Source organism: Dactylosporangium sp. NPDC000521 (assembly GCF_042898305.1).
Taxonomy (GTDB): Bacteria; Actinomycetota; Actinomycetes; order Mycobacteriales; family Micromonosporaceae; genus Dactylosporangium.
Genome location: NZ_JBIAYW010000002.1, coordinates 22,894 through 39,136 on the forward strand (window position 1 = coordinate 22,894; position 16,243 = coordinate 39,136).

A 16,243-nucleotide genomic window follows, 5' to 3' on the forward strand; every position below is an offset into this window, starting at 1 on the left:
ATATGCATACGATTCATATGTGCTGGTTGTAACGACTGAGGGTCTGCCGGGGTACGAGATCACGACCGTGCTCGGCGAGGTGCTCGGGGTGTGCGCGACGTCGCGGAACCCGTTCGCCGCCGGGCTGCGCTCCACCGAGGGCGGCCCGGGCCTCGACATGTCCCAGTTCCTCGTGCAGACACGGGCGCGCGCCGTCGGCCAGATGGTCCACGTCGCCGAGCAGCGCGGCGCCAACGCGGTCGTCGGCATGCGCTTCGACCACCGCGACTTCACCAACACCTGGGCCGAACTGTGCGCCTACGGCACAGCCGTCGTCGCCGTCCCACTGCACGCCAGCACAGGCGCCCACGCCGCGCAGTAACATCCCCACCGCTGCCGCGGCGGCTCCCGGCGGCGATTTCTCACCCGACCGCTGTGTTTCCGCCCCACCGCTGTCGCGGCGGGTCCGGGCGGGGATTCTCACCCGCACCCCAATGCGCCGCTCCGCGGCGCACTGCCCGCGCTGAGGCGCGTGGCAGGGCCAGCGGCTCGCGCCGCATCCTGCCGCCGGCCTCCGCCTGCGTCCAGCGACCCGGCGCCCGTCCCGACGACCGCTCCATACCGCTGGTGTCCATTGCCGTGGTGATCGAAGGACGGTTCCGGTTGTGGGGGCGGCCAGTTCTGTCCTTTGATCTTCTGTCTTGGGGGGTTCGGTCATGGTGCTTGTGGTGGCCGGGGTCGGCGGTGCGGGTCGGCCGCTGCCCGCGTGCGGATGCGCGGTGTCCCGTTGGCGGTAGACGGCTCCCGGCTGGCGGTGCGTTCGCCAGCGTGGTGATCGAAGGACGGTTCCGGTCGTGGGGGCGGCCAGATCCGTCCTTTGATCTTCCGACTGGGGAGGTCGGTCATGGTGCCTGTGGTGCTGTGTTCAGCAGGAGCCGTGCTCGGCGGGTCGGGGCGTCTGATTGGGGTGGTGAGAGGCCCGGCGGCCAGCGGCGGCAGCCGTGTTCAACGGGCCGGGTGTCCGGTGGCGGTCGTCTGAGAAGTCTGGCGGCCGGCGGGGGTCGTGTTCAGCGATGACAGTGGCGGCCGCGTCTGGCAGGCCCTTGACCGGCGGCCGGAGTCGCGGACGCAACCCGGAGGTGGTGGCGTGACCCGCGAGGACGCGGCCTCTCGGGGCCCGAGGTGGTGGCGTCACCTGCGAGGTCGCGAGCTGCCCGGGACCGGAGGTGGCATGTCAGAACGCGGGCCGCCACCCGCGGAAACGCGGGCAGCGGCACGGTGCGGACCGGAACGGGGCCGGCGTGGTGGTGGGGCGTTACTTCAGGGTGGCGATGACGGCGCCGGCGGAGACGACCTCGCCGACGGTGGCGGAGAGGTCGGTCACGACGCCCGCCTTGTGGGCGTTGAGGGGCTGCTCCATCTTCATCGCCTCCAGGACGACGATCAGGTCGCCCTCGGCGACCGTGTCGCCCTCGGCCACGGCGATCTTCACGATCGTGCCCTGCATGGGGCTGGTGAGGGCGTCGCCGCCCGCCGCGCCCGTCTGCTTCTTGGCGCCCGAGCGGCGGCGCGGGGCCGGCGGGGCGGCGGCAGGGCCGGCGCCGGCGCCGAAGCCCGCGGGCAGTGACACCTCCAGCCGCTTCCCGCCGACCTCGACGACCACCGTCGAGCGCTCCTCGGCGGCGGGCAGGTCGCCGGACGGAGCGGTGAACGGCGGCACCGTGTTGACCCACTCGGTCTCGATCCAGCGGGTGTGCACCCGGAAGGGTGCCTCGGTGAAGGCCTCGTCGCGCAGGACGGCGCGGTGGAAGGGCAGGGCGGTGGCCATGCCTTCGACGACCATCTCGTCCAGGGCGCGGCGGGCACGCTCCAGGGCCTGCTCGCGGGTCTCGCCGGTGACGATGACCTTGGCGAGGAGGGAGTCGAAGTTGCCGCCGATGACGCTGCCGGACTCGATGCCGGTGTCGACGCGGACGCCGGGGCCGGTGGGCAGGCGCAGGGTGGTGACGGTGCCGGGGGCGGGCAGGAAGCCGCGGCCCGGGTCCTCGCCGTTGATGCGGAACTCGATGGAGTGGCCGCGCGGGGCGGGGTCGCTGTCGAAGCGGAGCTTCTCGCCGTCGGCGACCCGGAACTGCTCGCGGACCAGGTCGATGCCGGCGGTCTCCTCGCTGACCGGGTGCTCGACCTGGAGGCGGGTGTTGACCTCGAGGAAGGAGATGGTGCCGTCGTTGCCGACGAGATACTCGACGGTGCCGGCGCCGTGGTAGCCCGCCTCGCGGCAGATCGCCTTCGCCGACTCGTGGATCTGGGCGCGCTGGGCGTCGGTGAGAAACGGCGCGGGCGCCTCCTCGACGAGCTTCTGGTGGCGGCGCTGCAGGGAGCAGTCGCGCGTGCCGACGACGATCACGTTGCCGTGCTGGTCGGCGAGGACCTGCGCCTCGACGTGGCGGGGCTGGTCCAGGTAGCGCTCGACGAAGCACTCGCCCCGCCCGAACGCGGCGACCGCCTCGCGGGTCGCGGACTCGAAGAGCGCCGGGATCTCCTCCAGCGTGCGGGCGACCTTCAGGCCGCGGCCGCCGCCGCCGAAGGCGGCCTTGATGGCGACGGGCAGGCCGTGCTCGCGGGCGAACGCGACGATCTCGTCGGCGTCGCGGGCGGGCTCGGCGGTGCCGGGGACGAGGGGCGCGCCGGCGCGCTGGGCGATGTGCCGGGCGGTGACCTTGTCGCCGAGGTCGCGGATCGCCTGCGGGGTCGGGCCGATCCAGGTCAGCCCGGCGTCGATGACGGCCTGGGCGAAGTCCGCGTTCTCGGACAGGAACCCGTAGCCGGGGTGGACGGCGTCGGCGCCCGCGGTGAGGGCGACCTCGACGACCTTCTCGATGCGCAGGTAGGACGCGCCGGGGGTGTCGCCGCCGAGGGCATAGGCCTCGTCGGCCAGGCGGGTGTGCAGCGCGTCGCGGTCGGAGTCGGCGTAGATCGCGACACTGGCCAGACCTGCGTCGCGGCAGGCCCGGATGACGCGGACGGCGATCTCGCCCCGGTTGGCAATGAGAACCTTGCGCACGCTGAACGCTCCCTTGGGTAACCCTCAGCCGCAGTCTAAGCGACTTGTACGACAAGTCCCTTGCCAACAATGTCATAGTCAAATCAACCCTATTAAGCTTATGTCGTGTCTACTACGCGTCTGATGATCATGGGGTTGATCTCCTACCTGCAGCCCGTCCACGGTTACGACATCCGCAAGGAGCTGACCAGCTGGAACGTGGAGAGCTGGGCCAACGTCCAGCCGGGGTCGATCTATCACGCGTTGCGCAAGCTGACCGACGAGGGCCTGCTCGAGGCGGTCGACACCGAGCAGGTGGACGGGCGCCCGGCCCGCACGAGATACCAGCTGACCAAGGCCGGCGAGGTCGAGTACCAGGCCATGCTGCGCCGGTACTGGTGGGAGTACACGGAGCCGGTCGACCCCTTCCAGGCCGCCTTCGCCTTCCTGCCGTCGCTGCCCCGCCCCGAGGCGGTCGGCGCGCTGCGGGCCAGGGCGCGGCTCCTCAACGACTGGGTTGCAACCTATCGCGACAGCATCGAGGAGTGGGTCGCCGACAAGCCGCCGCACGTGGGCTGGCAGCTGGAGCTCACGGCGGTGCGCGCCGAGGCGGAGGCCCGCTGGTGCCAGGACGTGGCCGCGCGGGTCGAGGCCGGCGAGGGTGCGCACTTCAACGAGGGTGCGCAGGACCCCGCGGCCTGGCGCGCCGCGATCCGCGAGCAGTTCGGCGACCCGCGGGACGACGACGAGGACGAGGTTTAAAACGCGATATATAACGCGCTTGACTGTCGAATTATATCGCGTTAGGTTGACCCGCGTAGCACACAGACGACAGGGGAGACCGTCATGATCGAGACGAAGGGTCTGCGGAAGTCGTACCGCTCACGAGCCGGCCGGGAGACCAAGGTCGTCGAGGCGGTCCGGGGGGTCGACCTCTCCGTCAAGGAGGGGGAGATCTACGGCTTCCTCGGCCCCAACGGCGCGGGGAAGACCACGACGTTGCGGATGCTGGCCACGCTCATCACGCCCGACGGCGGCGAGGCGGTCATCGCCGGCGCCGACCTGCTCAAGGACCCGGGCGAGGTGCGCCGCCGGATCGGCTACGTCGCCCAGGGCGGCAGCACCTGGGACGAGAGCACCGCCCGCGAGGAGCTGGTCCTGCAGGCCCGCTTCTACGGCATCCGCAAGGCGGAGGCGCTCCAGCGGGCCGACAAGGCCCTGGCGGCGTTCCAGCTCACCGAGTACGCCGACCGCAAGACCAAGACCTACTCCGGCGGCCAGCGCCGGCGGGTCGACATCGCGCTCGGCATCATCCACGGGCCGAAGGTCGTGTTCCTCGACGAGCCGACCACCGGCCTCGACCCGCAGAGCCGCGCCCACATGTGGGACGAGGTGCGCCGCCTGCGCGCCGAGGGCATGACGGTCTTCATCACCACCCACTACCTCGACGAGGCCGACGCGCTGTGCGACCGGATCGCGATCATGGACCACGGCGAGATCGTCACCGAGGGCACGGTCGACGCCCTCAAGCGCGAAGTCGCCGGCGACGTCGTGACGGTGGGCGTGAACGGTGCGGCGAAAGGCGCGACCGACCTGCTCAAGGGTCAGGACTACGTCCGCAAGATCGAAGAGCAGGCTGGGGGCGAGCTCCGGCTGTACGTCGACGAAGGCTCCGTCGCGATCCCGCACATCCTGCGCGTCCTGGACCACGCGGGGGTCGAGCTCAAGCAGATGGAGCTGCACCGCCCCAGCCTCGACGACGTCTTCCTCACCAAGACCGGCCGTTCACTTCGGGAAAGCTGAGTAGCGATGAAATTCCTCCGGGACACCTGGCTCGTCTTCGCCCGCCAGATGCAGCTCATGCTCCGCCAGCCGGTGTGGCTGATCGTCGGGGTCGTCCAGCCGCTCTTCTACCTCCTGCTCTTCGCGCCGCTGCTGAAGCCGGCCCTCGGCGTGGAGACCAACGCCGAGGCGTATGAGCTGTTCGTGCCGGGCCTGCTGGTGCTGCTGGCCATGTTCGGCTCGCTGTTCACCGGCTTCGGGCTGATCGCCGAGCTGCGCGCCGGCGTCATCGAGCGCAGCCGGGTCACCCCCGTCAGCCGCCTGGCGCTGCTGGTCGGCCGCTCGCTGCGCGACGTCGTGTCGCTGCTGTTCCAGGCGGCGCTCATCGTCATCATCGCGGTCGGGTTCGGCCTGAGCGTCGGCATCCTCGACGTGCTCGCCGCGTTCGTGCTGATGGCGGTCATCTCGCTGATGCTGTCGGCGTTCTCCTACGCGATCTCGCTGAAGCTGCGCAGCGAGGACGCCCTCGCGCCGCTGCTGAACACGATCTCGCAGCCGCTGCTGCTGACCGCCGGCATCCTGCTGCCGCTCACGTTCGCCCCGGCGTGGCTCAAGCGCGTCGCCGACTGGAACCCGTTCTCGTGGGCCACCGACGGTGTCCGGGCCCTCTTCGCCGGCGACCCCGGCGCCGACTCGGTCTGGCAGGCGGGCGCCGTCATCGGCGGCCTGACCCTGATCACCGTGGTCTGGGCCTCGCGCGCCTTCGCCAGGGGTGTCCGTTAGGTGAGAGAACTTTACCGGTAACGGCAATCACCGGCACGGCCTCTTCCGCCAGCGGGAGGGGCCGTGACACCGTCAGGCGGTGCCCGAACTCGTCCGTGACCGCCTCACCTGGGTGATCTACGTCCAGCTGTCCCTGTGGTGCTACTTCCTCTACGGGTTCGGGCCGGTCGCCCCGTTGCTGCGCGACGAGCTGCACATCAGCCGGACCCTCGCGAGCCTGCACGGGACCGGGTTCGCCGTCGGCGGCATCGTCGGCGGCGCCGTCATTCCGGCGCTGACCCGCCGGTACGGGCGGAACCGCCTCATCTGGGGCGGCCTGACGCTGGTCTCCGGCGCCGCCGTGGGCATGTTCGCCGCGCACCATCTGGCGCTGACGCTGACGTTCGCCACCCTGGCGAGCTTCGGCGGGTCGTTGCTGGTCAACGGCGTCGTCGCGGCGCTCACGGAGCACCACGGGACCGCCGGGCCGGCCGCGATCAGCGAGGCCAACGCCGCCGCGGCCGCCGTCGGCCTGGTCGCGCCGCTGATCGTCGGGTTCGCCTACGGCACCGGTCTCGGGTGGCGGGCCGGGCTGGTGCTCGTGGTGGTCCCCACCGTCCTGCTGGCGGTGTTCGCGGGTGTACGGGCACCCGAGCCGCTCCAGCACAGCGCCGCCGACGGGCGGCGCGTCCGCAAGCTTCCCACCACCTACTGGCTGGCCGCGACCAGCCTGTTCGCGACCGGTTCGGTGGAGGTCTGCCTGACGCTGTGGGGCAGCGACGTGCTGCGCGACCACGCCCACGTGTCCGCCGGGGTGGCGACGGCGGGCGTGTCGACCATGGTCGCCGGGATGGTGACCGGAAGGATCGTCGGTGGGCGGCTGCTGCTGCGGTACCGCCCGACCCGGATGCTTCTGGCGGCGCTCGCCGTGTCCGCCGCCGGGTTCGCGCTGTTCTGGTCGGCGACGGTGCCCTGGCTGGCGATGGCGGGCCTGTTCGGCTGCGGGCTCGGCGTCGGCCTGCACTACCCGCTCGGGATCGGCCTCGCCCTCGCCCACTCCGACGGGCAGCCGGACCTGGCCGCGGCCCGGGCCTCGTTCGCGGTCGGGATCTCCTTCGCGGTGGCGCCGTTCGCGCTGGGCTCGCTCGCCGACCGGGTCGGGCCGCACACCGCGTTCCTCCTCGTGCCGGCGTTCCTGTTGCTGAGCGCCGCGGTGGTGACGCGCCTGGAGAAGCTCACGGGGCGCGCCACCCTGCCCACCACGCTGCCCGCGGCGCAGGTCAGCGCCGCCGAGCCAGCGTGAGCCCGTCGGCGATCGGCACGAGCACCGACTCGACCCGGTCGTCGGCGAGGACCCGCCGGTTGAACTCGACGATCGCGATGGTGCCGTGGTCGTCCGGGTCGGGGTCGAGCACGTGCCCGTGGCGCAGCACGTTGTCCACCAGGATCAGGCCGCCGGGCCGCGTCCGGGGCACGACCGCCTCCCAGTAGCCGAGGTAGCCGGTCTTGTCCGCGTCGATGAAGGTCAGGTCGAGGTGCGGCTCGTCCGGCAGCGTGCCGAGGGTCTCCGCGGCCGGCCCGATCCGCAGCTCGATGCGGTCGTCGAGGCCGCCGCGCCGCCAGTACCGCCGGGCGATCGACGTGAACTCCTCCGACACGTCCAGGCAGGTCAGCCGGCCGCCGTCGGCGAGGCCGCGGGCGATCGCGATCGACGACAGCCCGGTGAACGTGCCGATCTCCAGGGCCTGCCGGGCGCCGCTGATCCTGGTCAGCATCGTCAGCAGCGCCGCCTGCTCGGGCGCGACCTGCATGCCCGCGTCGCGCGGCAGCGCCGCCGCGGTCTCCTCGATCAGGTCGCGGACGAGGTCGTCGGGTTCGCTGCCGTTGGCGACGACGTACGCGTGCAGCGCGTCGGTGAGGGAGAGTGTCTGTCTCGTCATGGCTCGATCCTGCCCCGCCAGAAGTCGGTGATGCGGACCCCGAGGATCGACATCAGCGTCCGCAGCGTCGGCAGCGACAGGCCCACGACGTTGCCGTGGTCGCCCTCGATGCGCTCGACGAACACGCCGCCGAGCCCGTCGATGGTGAACGCGCCGGCCACGTGCAGCGGCTCGCCCGTCGCCACGTACGCGGCGATCTCCTCCTCGTCGGGCTCCGCGAAGTGCACGACGGTGCCGACGGTCTTCGACGTGTTGCTGCCGGACTCCGCGTCGATCAGGCAGTGGCCGGTGTACAGCACCCCGGAGCGACCGCGCATCGCCTTCCAGCGGGCGACCGCGTCGCCGGCGTCGACCGGCTTGCCGAGCACGTCGCCGTCGAGCTCGAGCACCGAGTCGCAGCCCATCACCAGGGCGTCGGTCCCCGCCACGTCGGCGGACTCGGCGACCGTGCGGGCCTTCAGCTCGGCGAGCGTGCCGGCGAGCTGATGGCCGGAGCCAGGGCCGCTGGACGCCTGGATCACGGACTCGTCGACGCCGCTCACGATGATCCGCGGCTCGATTCCGGCGGCCTGCAGCAGCCGCCGGCGGGCGGGGCTGGCAGAGGCGAGGATGAACGTCTTCACGGGACGGACGTTAGTACCATCGCGGCCATGCGGAAGCTCTGGGCGGAGTTCAAGGCGATCGCGGTCGGCGGCTCGGTCCTGGACCTGGCGCTCGGCTTCATCATCGGATCGGCCTTCGCCACGCTCGTCCAGTCGTTCGTGACCAACCTGTTCCTGCAGGTGGTCGCCGCCGTGGTCGGGGAGCCCGACTTTCAGCAGCTGCAGATCACGCTGCACCGCACGCCGATCAAGTACGGCCTGTTCCTCAACGACCTGCTGCAGTTCCTGCTGCTGGCGGTCGCCCTGTTCGTGATCATCAAGTTCATGACCTGGATCGGCGTGGAGCGGGGCAGGTCGCTGGACCAGCGGCAGTGCCCGTTCTGCTACGACCGGGTGCCGGGCGCGGCGCTGATCTGCCGCTCGTGCGGCCAGCAGCTGGTCGAGGACCTGCCGACGCTCGCCCAGGCCGAGTTCCTGCTGGACGAGCGCGAAGCCCGCCGCTGGCCGACGCTGCCGCCGCTGGTGATCCCGCGCCGCCGCCCTCCGGCCGGCCCCCGACCGGCGGGCGATCCACCGGCGGACGAGCCCGGCGAGCCGCCGGTCAGCGAGCCCCCGGCGGGTGGCGGGGCTAGCGCCAGCGGGGACGAGCCGCCGGCCGCGCGCTCTGACGCCAGCGCGACACCGGCGCAGCAGCCACCGCCGCAGCCGCGGGACGGCTGAAGAGCACCCCGACGATCGCTGCGACCTCCTCGGCGGTCGGCGTGCCGCGGACGACCTTGAACAGCGGTTCCTCGGTCACGAGACCTCCCGGAAAGTGCGCGAAACGTTGCCCGTCCTGCGAGCATACGCACACATCGGCGGCGCATACTCAAGCGGAACGGGAGTCGATGGCGAGTTTGGGGGGCGCATTGACAAACGTCCCATTTCGGGTCGCATCGATGCTCATCGTCGGCGCGCTCCTCGCGGCGTTCCTGCCCGGGGTGCCCGCGCAGGCGCGTGAGGGCGAGCAGCCGGCGTCGGTGTCCGCGTCGCTGCGGTACCAGATCACGTTCGCGGCGCGCTCCTGCGACTCGTACGACGACGTCATGGCCAACCGGGTCCGCGACGACCGCATGGAGGCGGCGTCCGCCCCCGGCCGCGCCAGCGCCTACAAGGACGGCCAGGCGGCCGACCCCGCCGTCGAGGCGGCCAACGGCGCCGGCTGCACCGCTCTGCCCGGCTGGCACTTCTCGCTGGGGCCAGGGCAGGAGAAGAAGGGCGCGCTGTCGACGGTGACCATGCCGGCGGTCGACTCCGGCGCGACCGTTGCCCAGGTGCCGCTGCTGGACGCGGCCGGCCACAAGACCGGCAAGCTCATCGACGGCGCGGTCACCATGCGGCTGACCCCGGAGCAGGCGAGCGCCTCCTCGCACCGGCAGCTGTGGGTGCAGGGCGGCACGCCGGGCGACCCGCTGCTCGCCGCGGCGCTGCCCGGATACGGGTTCGGCGTCCTGCGCTGCGGCGCCGACGGCCACGCCGGCGGCAACGTCCAGTGGCTCGGCTTCCCGGCCGGGGCGCGGCACGTGTTCTGCTTCGCGTACTACGTGAAGTCCGCGCAGGCCCCGGCCACGCTCGTGGTGAAGGCCCGCACGACGGCGCCGGCCGGCTACCAGCAGCGGTTCGCGTTCGACGCCTCCGCCAGCTACGCCGCCGACAAGCGGATCTATGCCGACGCGAAGACCGACGCGACGCTGGTGCGCAGCTCCGGCGGCGCGCCCGGCACGGTCGTGTCGCGGACCCCGGCGGGCTGGACGCTCACCGACCTGAGCTGCGGCAAGAGCGGCGCCGGGCGCAGCCTCACCGCCACCGACCTGCCGACGGGCACCGTCACCGTCACGCTCGCCCCCGGTGAGGTCGTCACCTGCACGTTCACCTACACCCCGCCGGTCGCGCCGCCGGGGCTGACGCTGCGGCTGTTCGGCGACGCGGCCGGCGGCGCGTTCAACCTGTCCGTCGCCTCGGGCGGCGGCACCGACCCGCCGCGCCTGCTGCAGGCCGCGCCGTCCGGTGACGGCTCCGCCACGGTCGCGACCGGCGCCGACCTGACCACGCTGCTGCCGGGCGCGTACCCGGTGACGCTCACCGCCCCGGCCGGCGAGACCGACGCGTGGTCGCTGACCGGGGTCGGCTGCGGGGCGACCGAGCTCAAGCCGGAGGGCATGTCCGTCACCGTCATGGTCGCCGCCGGCGCCCCGACCGACTGCACGCTGCGGGTGACCCGCAAGGGCGGCGGCATCCAGCTGCGGTCGGTGACGGTCGGCGGGACCGGCGCGGCGTCGTTCGTGATCGCGCCGCGCGGCGAGGGTTCGCCCGGCTGGTCCGGGGTGGCGACCACGACCGCGTTCGGCGAGGCCGCGATCGCCCAGGGCGTCCCGGCGGCGCTGCCGCTCGGCGACTACGTGGTGACCCCGCTGCCGCCCCTGGCGACGGTCGACGGCAGCTGGCGGCTGAGCTCGTTCGCCTGCGACCCCGGCGAGTCGCAGGATGTGCCCAATGTCGGCGCCGACGTCGTGCCGCTCTCCGCCGCCGCGCCCGCCGCGAAGTGCACCGCGTCCTTCCTGTTCACCGAGGCGCACCAGCTGCAGGTCACGGTCCGCTTCGCGGGCAGCACCAGCGGGCGCTCCGGCCCGATCGTGCTGGATCTGGACTGCACCGACGGCTCGACCGGCCGGGTCGTGCTGCCCGAGGACGACAACAGCGAGGCGTCACTGCCCACGCCGCTGGGCTTCCTCGACCCGGCGAAGTGCACGGTGCAGCGCCCGTCGGCACCCGCCGCGGGCGGCGCCGCGGTGTCCGTCGGCGCGACGATCGACCCCGCGCCGGGCAACGCGCCGCTGCCGATCCCCGGCACCGTCGCCATCGGCGAGGAGGGCGGCGCCGACGTCGACCTGTACACGGTGACGGTCACGGTGACCTTCACGGCCGACGACGCGGCGCCGACCCAGCAGAGGGTCCTCGACACGTTCCGGGTGCTGCCGGTGGCCCTGATCGGCGCCGGTCTGGTCGGTATCGGCCTCGTCATCCTATTGATCATGGTGCTGCGGTCCCGCACCGACTGAGCCGGATGATCTCGCCCAGGTCCGGGCTGTCTGGAACGTGCGGTCGTTCGGTAGCGTCTGTGGTGATGACGCAGTCCACGTCCCTGGTAGCCGAGCGCTATCGATTGATCGAGTCGCTCGGCGCCGGTGGCATGGGCCGGGTTTGGCTCGCCCGCGACGAGATGCTGCGCCGCGACGTCGCGATCAAGGAGGTCATCCCGCCCGAGGGGCTGACCGCCGACGAGCGCGAGGAGCTGCGGCTGCGCACCCTCCGGGAGGCCCGCGCCGCGGCCCGCCTCAACGACGCGAACGTCGTGCGGATCTACGACGTCGTGCAGACCGAGCAGGCACCGTGGATCGTGATGGAGTACGTGCCGTCGCGGTCACTCCACCAGGTGATCACCGACGACGGGCCGCTGCCGCCGGAGCGGGTCGCGCAGATCGGTCTCGCCGTGCTCAACGCGCTGAAGGCCGCGCACGCCGCCGGGGTGCTGCACCGTGACGTGAAGCCCGGCAACGTGCTGCTCGCCGACACGGGCCGGGTGGTGCTCACCGACTTCGGCCTCGCGGTCTTCGAGGGCGGCGACGGCGCCGTCACGCGCCCCGGCCTGATCCTCGGGTCACCGCAGTACATCTCCCCGGAGCGCGCCAGGGAGGGCACCTCCGGACCGGAGTCCGACCTGTGGTCGCTCGGCGCCACGCTCTACGCCGCCGTCGAGGGCCGCTCGCCGTATGCGCGCTCCACGACGTACGCGACGCTGACGGCCCTCGCCACCGAGGACCCCGACCCGCCGACCCGCGCGGGCGTGCTGAAGCCGGTCCTCACCGCGCTGCTGCGCAAGGACCCGAAGGCGCGCGCCGGGGTCGCCGAGACCGAGCGGCTGCTGCAGCGGGCCGCGTCGGGGGAGGGCCGCGCCTGGTCCTGGACGCTGCCCGCGCTGCCCCGTCCGCGCCGCTCGCGGGAGGGCCAGCCGCCGGGCCTGTGGAGCTCCTCCGGCAGCTCGTCGAAGGGCTCGTCGAAGGGCTCGTCGCACCCGCTCGGCGGAGGGTCGTCGCGGCCGGAGGCACCGGTCAGCTCGCCGCCCGCGGGTCTGGGGCAGGACAGCCCGGCGCAGGTCGCGCAGGCCGCCGCGACCCGGATCGACTTCCCCGGCAAGGCCCGCGGCAGCGTGCCCGTCGGCGCCGGCCTCTACGCCCGCGGCGCGGTCCCCGCCCCCGAGGTGGTGCCGGTCAGCGACGACGTCGAGACGGTGCCGCCCGGCCGGCACCGCGGCCGCTGGGTCGTCGCGGTCCTCGTCGCGGTGGCCCTGCTCGTCGGGGCCGTCATCCTGATCGCAGACTCCGGCGACGACCCGCCGCAGACGCTGCCGACCGGCGCGCAGGCCACCGGTCTGGGTGCGGGGCCCGCCCCGTCCAGCGCCACGGCCTCAGGGTCGGGCGGCCCCACCGTGAGCGCGACGCCGGACGTCCGCGGCACCTTCGGCGGCACCGTGATGGACCTGCCGGCCGGCTTCCACTGGGATAAGGACGACAAGTACGGCTGGGCGGTCGCGGTGCCGGACGGCTGGGTGCGCACCGTGAAGAAGCCCACCTACCCGTCGATGATCTCCTTCGTCGACCCGCTCGACGGCCGCTGGGAGGTGGCGATCGACACCTCCTTCAACCCGCCGAAGGGCGACCCGGCCGCCGACTGGCGGGAACAGGAGGCGGCGCGGCTCAAGGACGGGCTCTACCCGGGTTACGAGCAGGTCGGGATCAGCACGGTCACCTTCCGGGACGGCTGGGCCTGCGCGGACTGGCAGTGGCGGTACACGGCCCCCAGCGGCCGCCTGCACATCTCCAACATGGGCTGCCGGGTCAACCCGGGCCGGGGCCACGCCATCTACTGGCAGACCCCGGACGCGCTGTGGGACGACCCGGCCGCCGTCAACAAGTTCAACATCATCAAGGTGTCGTTCCGGGTGACGGCTTAGCCTTACAGCGGGATGTTGCCGTGCTTCTTCGGCGGCAGCGTCTCCCGCTTGGTGCGCAGCAGCCGCAGCGCCCGCACGACCTCCACCCGCGTCGCCGACGGCGCGATGACCCCGTCGACGTAGCCGCGCTCCGCCGCCACGTACGGGTTGGCGAGGGTGTCCTCGTACTCCTGGATCAGCTCGGCGCGCAGGCCGGCCGGGTCCTTCGCGTCGCGCAGCTCCTGGCGGTACAGGATGTTGACCGCGCCCTGGGCGCCCATGACCGCGATCTGCGCGGTCGGCCAGGCGAAGTTCAGGTCGGCGCCGAGGTGCTTGGAGCCCATGACGTCGTATGCGCCGCCGTACGCCTTGCGGGTGATGACCGTGACCTTCGGGACGGTGGCCTCGGCGTAGGCGTAGATCAGCTTCGCGCCGCGCCGGATGATGCCGTCCCACTCCTGGCTGGCGCCCGGCAGGAAACCCGGCACGTCGACGAACGTGAGGATCGGGATGTTGAACGCGTCGCAGGTCCGCACGAAGCGGGCCGCCTTCTCCGACGCGTCGATGTCCAGGCAGCCGGCGAAGTGCATCGGCTGGTTGGCCACGACGCCGACCGGGTGGCCCTCGACCCGGCCGAAGCCGATCAGGATGTTCTGCGCGAACAGCGGCTGGACCTCGAGGAAGTCCTCGACGACCGACTCGATGACCGTGTGCATGTCGTACGGCTGGTTCGCCGAGTCCGGGATGACGGTGTCCAGCGCCAGGTCGTCCTCGGTCACCTCCAGCGCCGCCGGCAGCGGCACGACCGGCACGTCGTCCATGTTGTTGGACGGCAGGTAGGACAGCAGCGCCTTCACGTACTCGATCGCGTCGTCCTCGTCGGTGGCGAGGTAGTGCGCGTTGCCGGACTTGGTGTTGTGCGTCCGGGCCCCGCCCAGCTCCTCGAACTCGACGTCCTCGCCGGTCACCGTCTTGATCACGTCGGGGCCGGTGATGAACATGTGCGAGGTCTGGTCGACCATCACGGTGAAGTCGGTGACGGCGGGGGAGTACACCGCGCCGCCCGCGCACGGCCCCATGATCAATGAGATCTGCGGGATGACGCCCGACGCCCGGACGTTGCGGAAGAAGATCTCGCCGTAGAGACCGAGCGAGACGACGCCCTCCTGGATGCGCGCGCCACCGGAGTCGTTGATCCCGACCACCGGGCAGCCGATCTTCATCGCCAGGTCCATGACCTTCACGATCTTCTCGCCGAAGACCTCACCGAGGCTGCCGCCGAAGACCGTGAAGTCCTGCGCGAAGACGCAGATCTGCCGTCCGTCGACGGTGCCGTACCCGGTGACGACGCCGTCGCCGTACGGGCGCGACCGCTCCATCCCGAAGTTGATCGACCGGTGCCTGGCCAACTCGTCGAGCTCGACGAACGACCCGGGGTCCAGCAGCAGCTCGATCCGCTCGCGCGCGGTCTTCTTGCCCCTGGCGTGCTGCTTCTCCACGGCTCGGGCCGACCCCGCGTGCACGGCCTCGTCGGTGCGCCGGCCCAGATCGGCGAGCTTCCCGGCGGTCGTGTGGATGTCAGCGCCGACACCAGCCTGCTCAATGGTCACGTTCGGCATCGTAATCGGGCGGGGATACGGTCGACCTGTGAACATTTCCACCGGCTACAGCGATCTCGAGCGCCCCCCGCTGCGGGCCGCCGCGCTCCGGCGGGCGCTGGTCGTCCCCGGCGGGCTCTGGACCGACCTGCGCGTGGTCGAGGAGACCGGCTCGACCAACGCCGATGCGGGCGACGCCGCGCGGGCCGGCGCCGCCGAAGGTCTGGTGATCGTCGCCGAGCGGCAGACCGCGGGCCGGGGCCGCCTGGGCCGGCAGTGGGAGTCGCCGCCGCGGGCCGGCCTGGCGCTGAGCATCCTGCTGCGCCCGTCGGTGCCGGTGTCGCGCTGGGGCTGGCTGCCGCTGCTGGCCGGGGTCGCGCTGGCCGAGTCGGTGCGCCGCGTCGCCCGCCTCGACGCCTACCTGAAGTGGCCCAACGACCTGCTGCTGCAGGGCGACCGCAAGACCGCCGGCATCCTCGCCGAGGGGGTCGGCGACGGCGCGGTGGTGGTCGGCATCGGGCTCAACACCACGCTGCGTGAGCACGAGCTGCCCCGCCCCGACGCCACGTCCCTCGCCCTCGCGGGTGCCGCCAGCGCCGACCGCGACCCGCTGCTGCGCGCCCTGTTGCGCGGGTTCGAGGAGGTGTACCGGCAGTGGCAGGCCGGCGACGACGCCGGCGTCCGCGAGGCGTACCTCTTCCACTGCGGCACCATCGGTCGCCGGGTCCGGGTCGATCTTCCCGGCGGATCCACGCTCACCGGCGTCGCCACCGGGGTCGACACCGACGGCCGGCTGCAGGTCACGGACCGCTCCGGCGAGGTCCACGCGGTCGCCGCGGGCGATGTGGTGCACGTCCGCTCGGAGCAGGCAGGGGAGACGACCGGGTAGGCCAATGTCGGGCGCGCCGCGAAGGGTCTAGCCTCCACCTCGACATTCATGAACGAGGAGGTTGGCGTGGGGTTCCCGGAAAGCGTCCTGACCAAGGACGAGCAGGTGGTGCTGCACCTGCACCCCCACTGGAAGGCACTGTTCCTGCCGGTGGTGTGGTTCGTCCTCACCGCCGCCGCGGTCGTGGCCATTTCCCTGTTCACGGGCGTGGGCACGCTCGGCACGCTGATCGCGGCCGGGGTCGGTCTGGTGATCGTGCTCGTCGTCACCGTGTGGCCCTGGATCAAGTGGAAGACCACGCACTACGTCTTCACCAACGAGCGGGTGATCATGCGCAGCGGCGTGTTCTCGCGCAGCGGCCGGGACATCCCGCTGGGCCGGGTCAACGACGTGTCGTTCTCGCACTCGCTCTTCGAGCGGATGCTCGGCTGCGGCACGCTGACCATCGAGTCGGCCGGTGAGCGGGGCCAGGTGCAGCTCACCGACATCCCGCAGGTGGAGAAGACCCAGAGCATGCTGTACGAGCTGGTCGACGCGGACCGGCAGAAGCACACCTTCGGCGACGACGACCGCCAGGCCCTCGTCGACGAGATCAAGAACGACGCGGCGTCCTAGCGCA

14 protein-coding genes and 1 pseudogene are annotated in these 16,243 nt (G+C 72.2%); 10 read left to right on the forward strand and 5 right to left on the reverse strand.

Going from position 1 to position 16,243, the window contains the following annotated elements; genetic code table 11:
• Nucleotides 1–19 precede the first annotated feature (19 nt).
• Nucleotides 20–361 carry a heavy metal-binding domain-containing protein gene (locus ACFY3L_RS05940; RefSeq protein WP_389319207.1) on the forward strand — a complete coding sequence of 114 codons (342 nt, stop codon included), beginning with the start codon at nt 20–22 and terminating at the stop codon, nt 359–361.
• A gap of 933 nt (nt 362–1,294) precedes the next feature.
• Here the strand turns inward: ACFY3L_RS05940 and ACFY3L_RS05945 are convergent.
• Complete coding sequence (locus ACFY3L_RS05945) at nt 1,295–3,043, reverse strand: acetyl/propionyl/methylcrotonyl-CoA carboxylase subunit alpha (RefSeq protein ID WP_389319209.1); 1,749 nt, start codon at nt 3,041–3,043, stop codon at nt 1,295–1,297.
• Nucleotides 3,044–3,148: 105 nt separating this feature from the next.
• Between ACFY3L_RS05945 and ACFY3L_RS05950 the strand changes: the two genes are divergently transcribed.
• The 4 genes from ACFY3L_RS05950 to ACFY3L_RS05965 all read left to right on the forward strand — a co-directional run bounded on the left by ACFY3L_RS05950 (nt 3,149) and on the right by ACFY3L_RS05965 (nt 6,869).
• The gene (locus ACFY3L_RS05950; protein ID WP_389319211.1) at nt 3,149–3,784 is read left to right on the forward strand and encodes a PadR family transcriptional regulator; all 636 of its coding nucleotides are present in this window, start codon (nt 3,149–3,151) and stop codon (nt 3,782–3,784) included.
• A gap of 84 nt (nt 3,785–3,868) precedes the next feature.
• The gene (locus tag ACFY3L_RS05955; RefSeq protein WP_389319213.1) at nt 3,869–4,825 is read left to right on the forward strand and encodes an ATP-binding cassette domain-containing protein; all 957 of its coding nucleotides are present in this window, start codon (nt 3,869–3,871) and stop codon (nt 4,823–4,825) included.
• Between the two features lie 6 nt (nt 4,826–4,831).
• Complete coding sequence (locus tag ACFY3L_RS05960; RefSeq protein WP_389319215.1) at nt 4,832–5,587, forward strand: ABC transporter permease; 756 nt, start codon at nt 4,832–4,834, stop codon at nt 5,585–5,587.
• A gap of 79 nt (nt 5,588–5,666) precedes the next feature.
• A complete protein-coding gene (locus ACFY3L_RS05965; protein WP_389319217.1) occupies nt 5,667–6,869 on the forward strand; it encodes an MFS transporter in 1,203 nt (400 codons plus the stop codon).
• Here the strand turns inward: ACFY3L_RS05965 and ACFY3L_RS05970 are convergent.
• Both ACFY3L_RS05970 and ACFY3L_RS05975 read right to left on the reverse strand, forming a co-directional pair.
• A complete protein-coding gene (locus tag ACFY3L_RS05970) occupies nt 6,847–7,506 on the reverse strand; it encodes an O-methyltransferase (protein WP_389319219.1) in 660 nt (219 codons plus the stop codon). The two genes, ACFY3L_RS05965 and ACFY3L_RS05970, sit on opposite strands and share 23 nt — an antisense overlap.
• Nucleotides 7,503–8,129: a Maf family protein gene (locus ACFY3L_RS05975; RefSeq protein WP_389319221.1), complete on the reverse strand. Its 627-nt coding sequence runs from the start codon at nt 8,127–8,129 to the stop codon at nt 7,503–7,505. The genes ACFY3L_RS05970 and ACFY3L_RS05975 overlap by 4 nt, the downstream gene beginning before the upstream one ends.
• 27 nt (nt 8,130–8,156) lie before the next feature.
• Between ACFY3L_RS05975 and ACFY3L_RS05980 the strand changes: the two are divergent.
• A pseudogene (locus tag ACFY3L_RS05980) lies at nt 8,157–8,393 on the forward strand (MscL family protein); the annotation flags it as partial.
• Between the two features lie 343 nt (nt 8,394–8,736).
• Here the strand turns inward: ACFY3L_RS05980 and ACFY3L_RS05985 are convergent.
• Nucleotides 8,737–8,907, reverse strand: coding sequence for an acyl-CoA carboxylase subunit epsilon (locus tag ACFY3L_RS05985; protein WP_389319223.1), 171 nt, complete (start codon nt 8,905–8,907; stop codon nt 8,737–8,739).
• Nucleotides 8,908–9,046: 139 nt separating this feature from the next.
• On the opposite strand from ACFY3L_RS05985, the gene ACFY3L_RS05990 reads away from it, so the two are divergent.
• Both ACFY3L_RS05990 and ACFY3L_RS05995 read left to right on the forward strand, forming a co-directional pair.
• A complete protein-coding gene (locus tag ACFY3L_RS05990) occupies nt 9,047–11,206 on the forward strand; it encodes a hypothetical protein (RefSeq protein WP_389319225.1) in 2,160 nt (719 codons plus the stop codon).
• A 65-nt stretch (nt 11,207–11,271) separates the two neighbouring features.
• Nucleotides 11,272–13,158, forward strand: coding sequence for a protein kinase (locus tag ACFY3L_RS05995; RefSeq protein WP_389319227.1), 1,887 nt, complete (start codon nt 11,272–11,274; stop codon nt 13,156–13,158).
• A 2-nt stretch (nt 13,159–13,160) separates the two neighbouring features.
• Here ACFY3L_RS05995 and ACFY3L_RS06000 read toward each other — a convergent pair whose 3' ends face one another.
• Nucleotides 13,161–14,756 carry an acyl-CoA carboxylase subunit beta gene (locus ACFY3L_RS06000; protein ID WP_389319229.1) on the reverse strand — a complete coding sequence of 532 codons (1,596 nt, stop codon included), beginning with the start codon at nt 14,754–14,756 and terminating at the stop codon, nt 13,161–13,163.
• Nucleotides 14,757–14,790: 34 nt separating this feature from the next.
• Between ACFY3L_RS06000 and ACFY3L_RS06005 the strand changes: the two genes are divergently transcribed.
• On the forward strand, nt 14,791–15,624 hold the full coding sequence (locus ACFY3L_RS06005) for a biotin--[acetyl-CoA-carboxylase] ligase (protein ID WP_389321047.1): 834 nt from the start codon (nt 14,791–14,793) through the stop codon (nt 15,622–15,624).
• Between the two features lie 66 nt (nt 15,625–15,690).
• Entirely contained in the window at nt 15,691–16,239 is a 549-nt protein-coding gene (locus ACFY3L_RS06010; RefSeq protein ID WP_389319231.1) for a PH domain-containing protein, read from the forward strand.
• Nucleotides 16,240–16,243 lie beyond the last annotated feature (4 nt).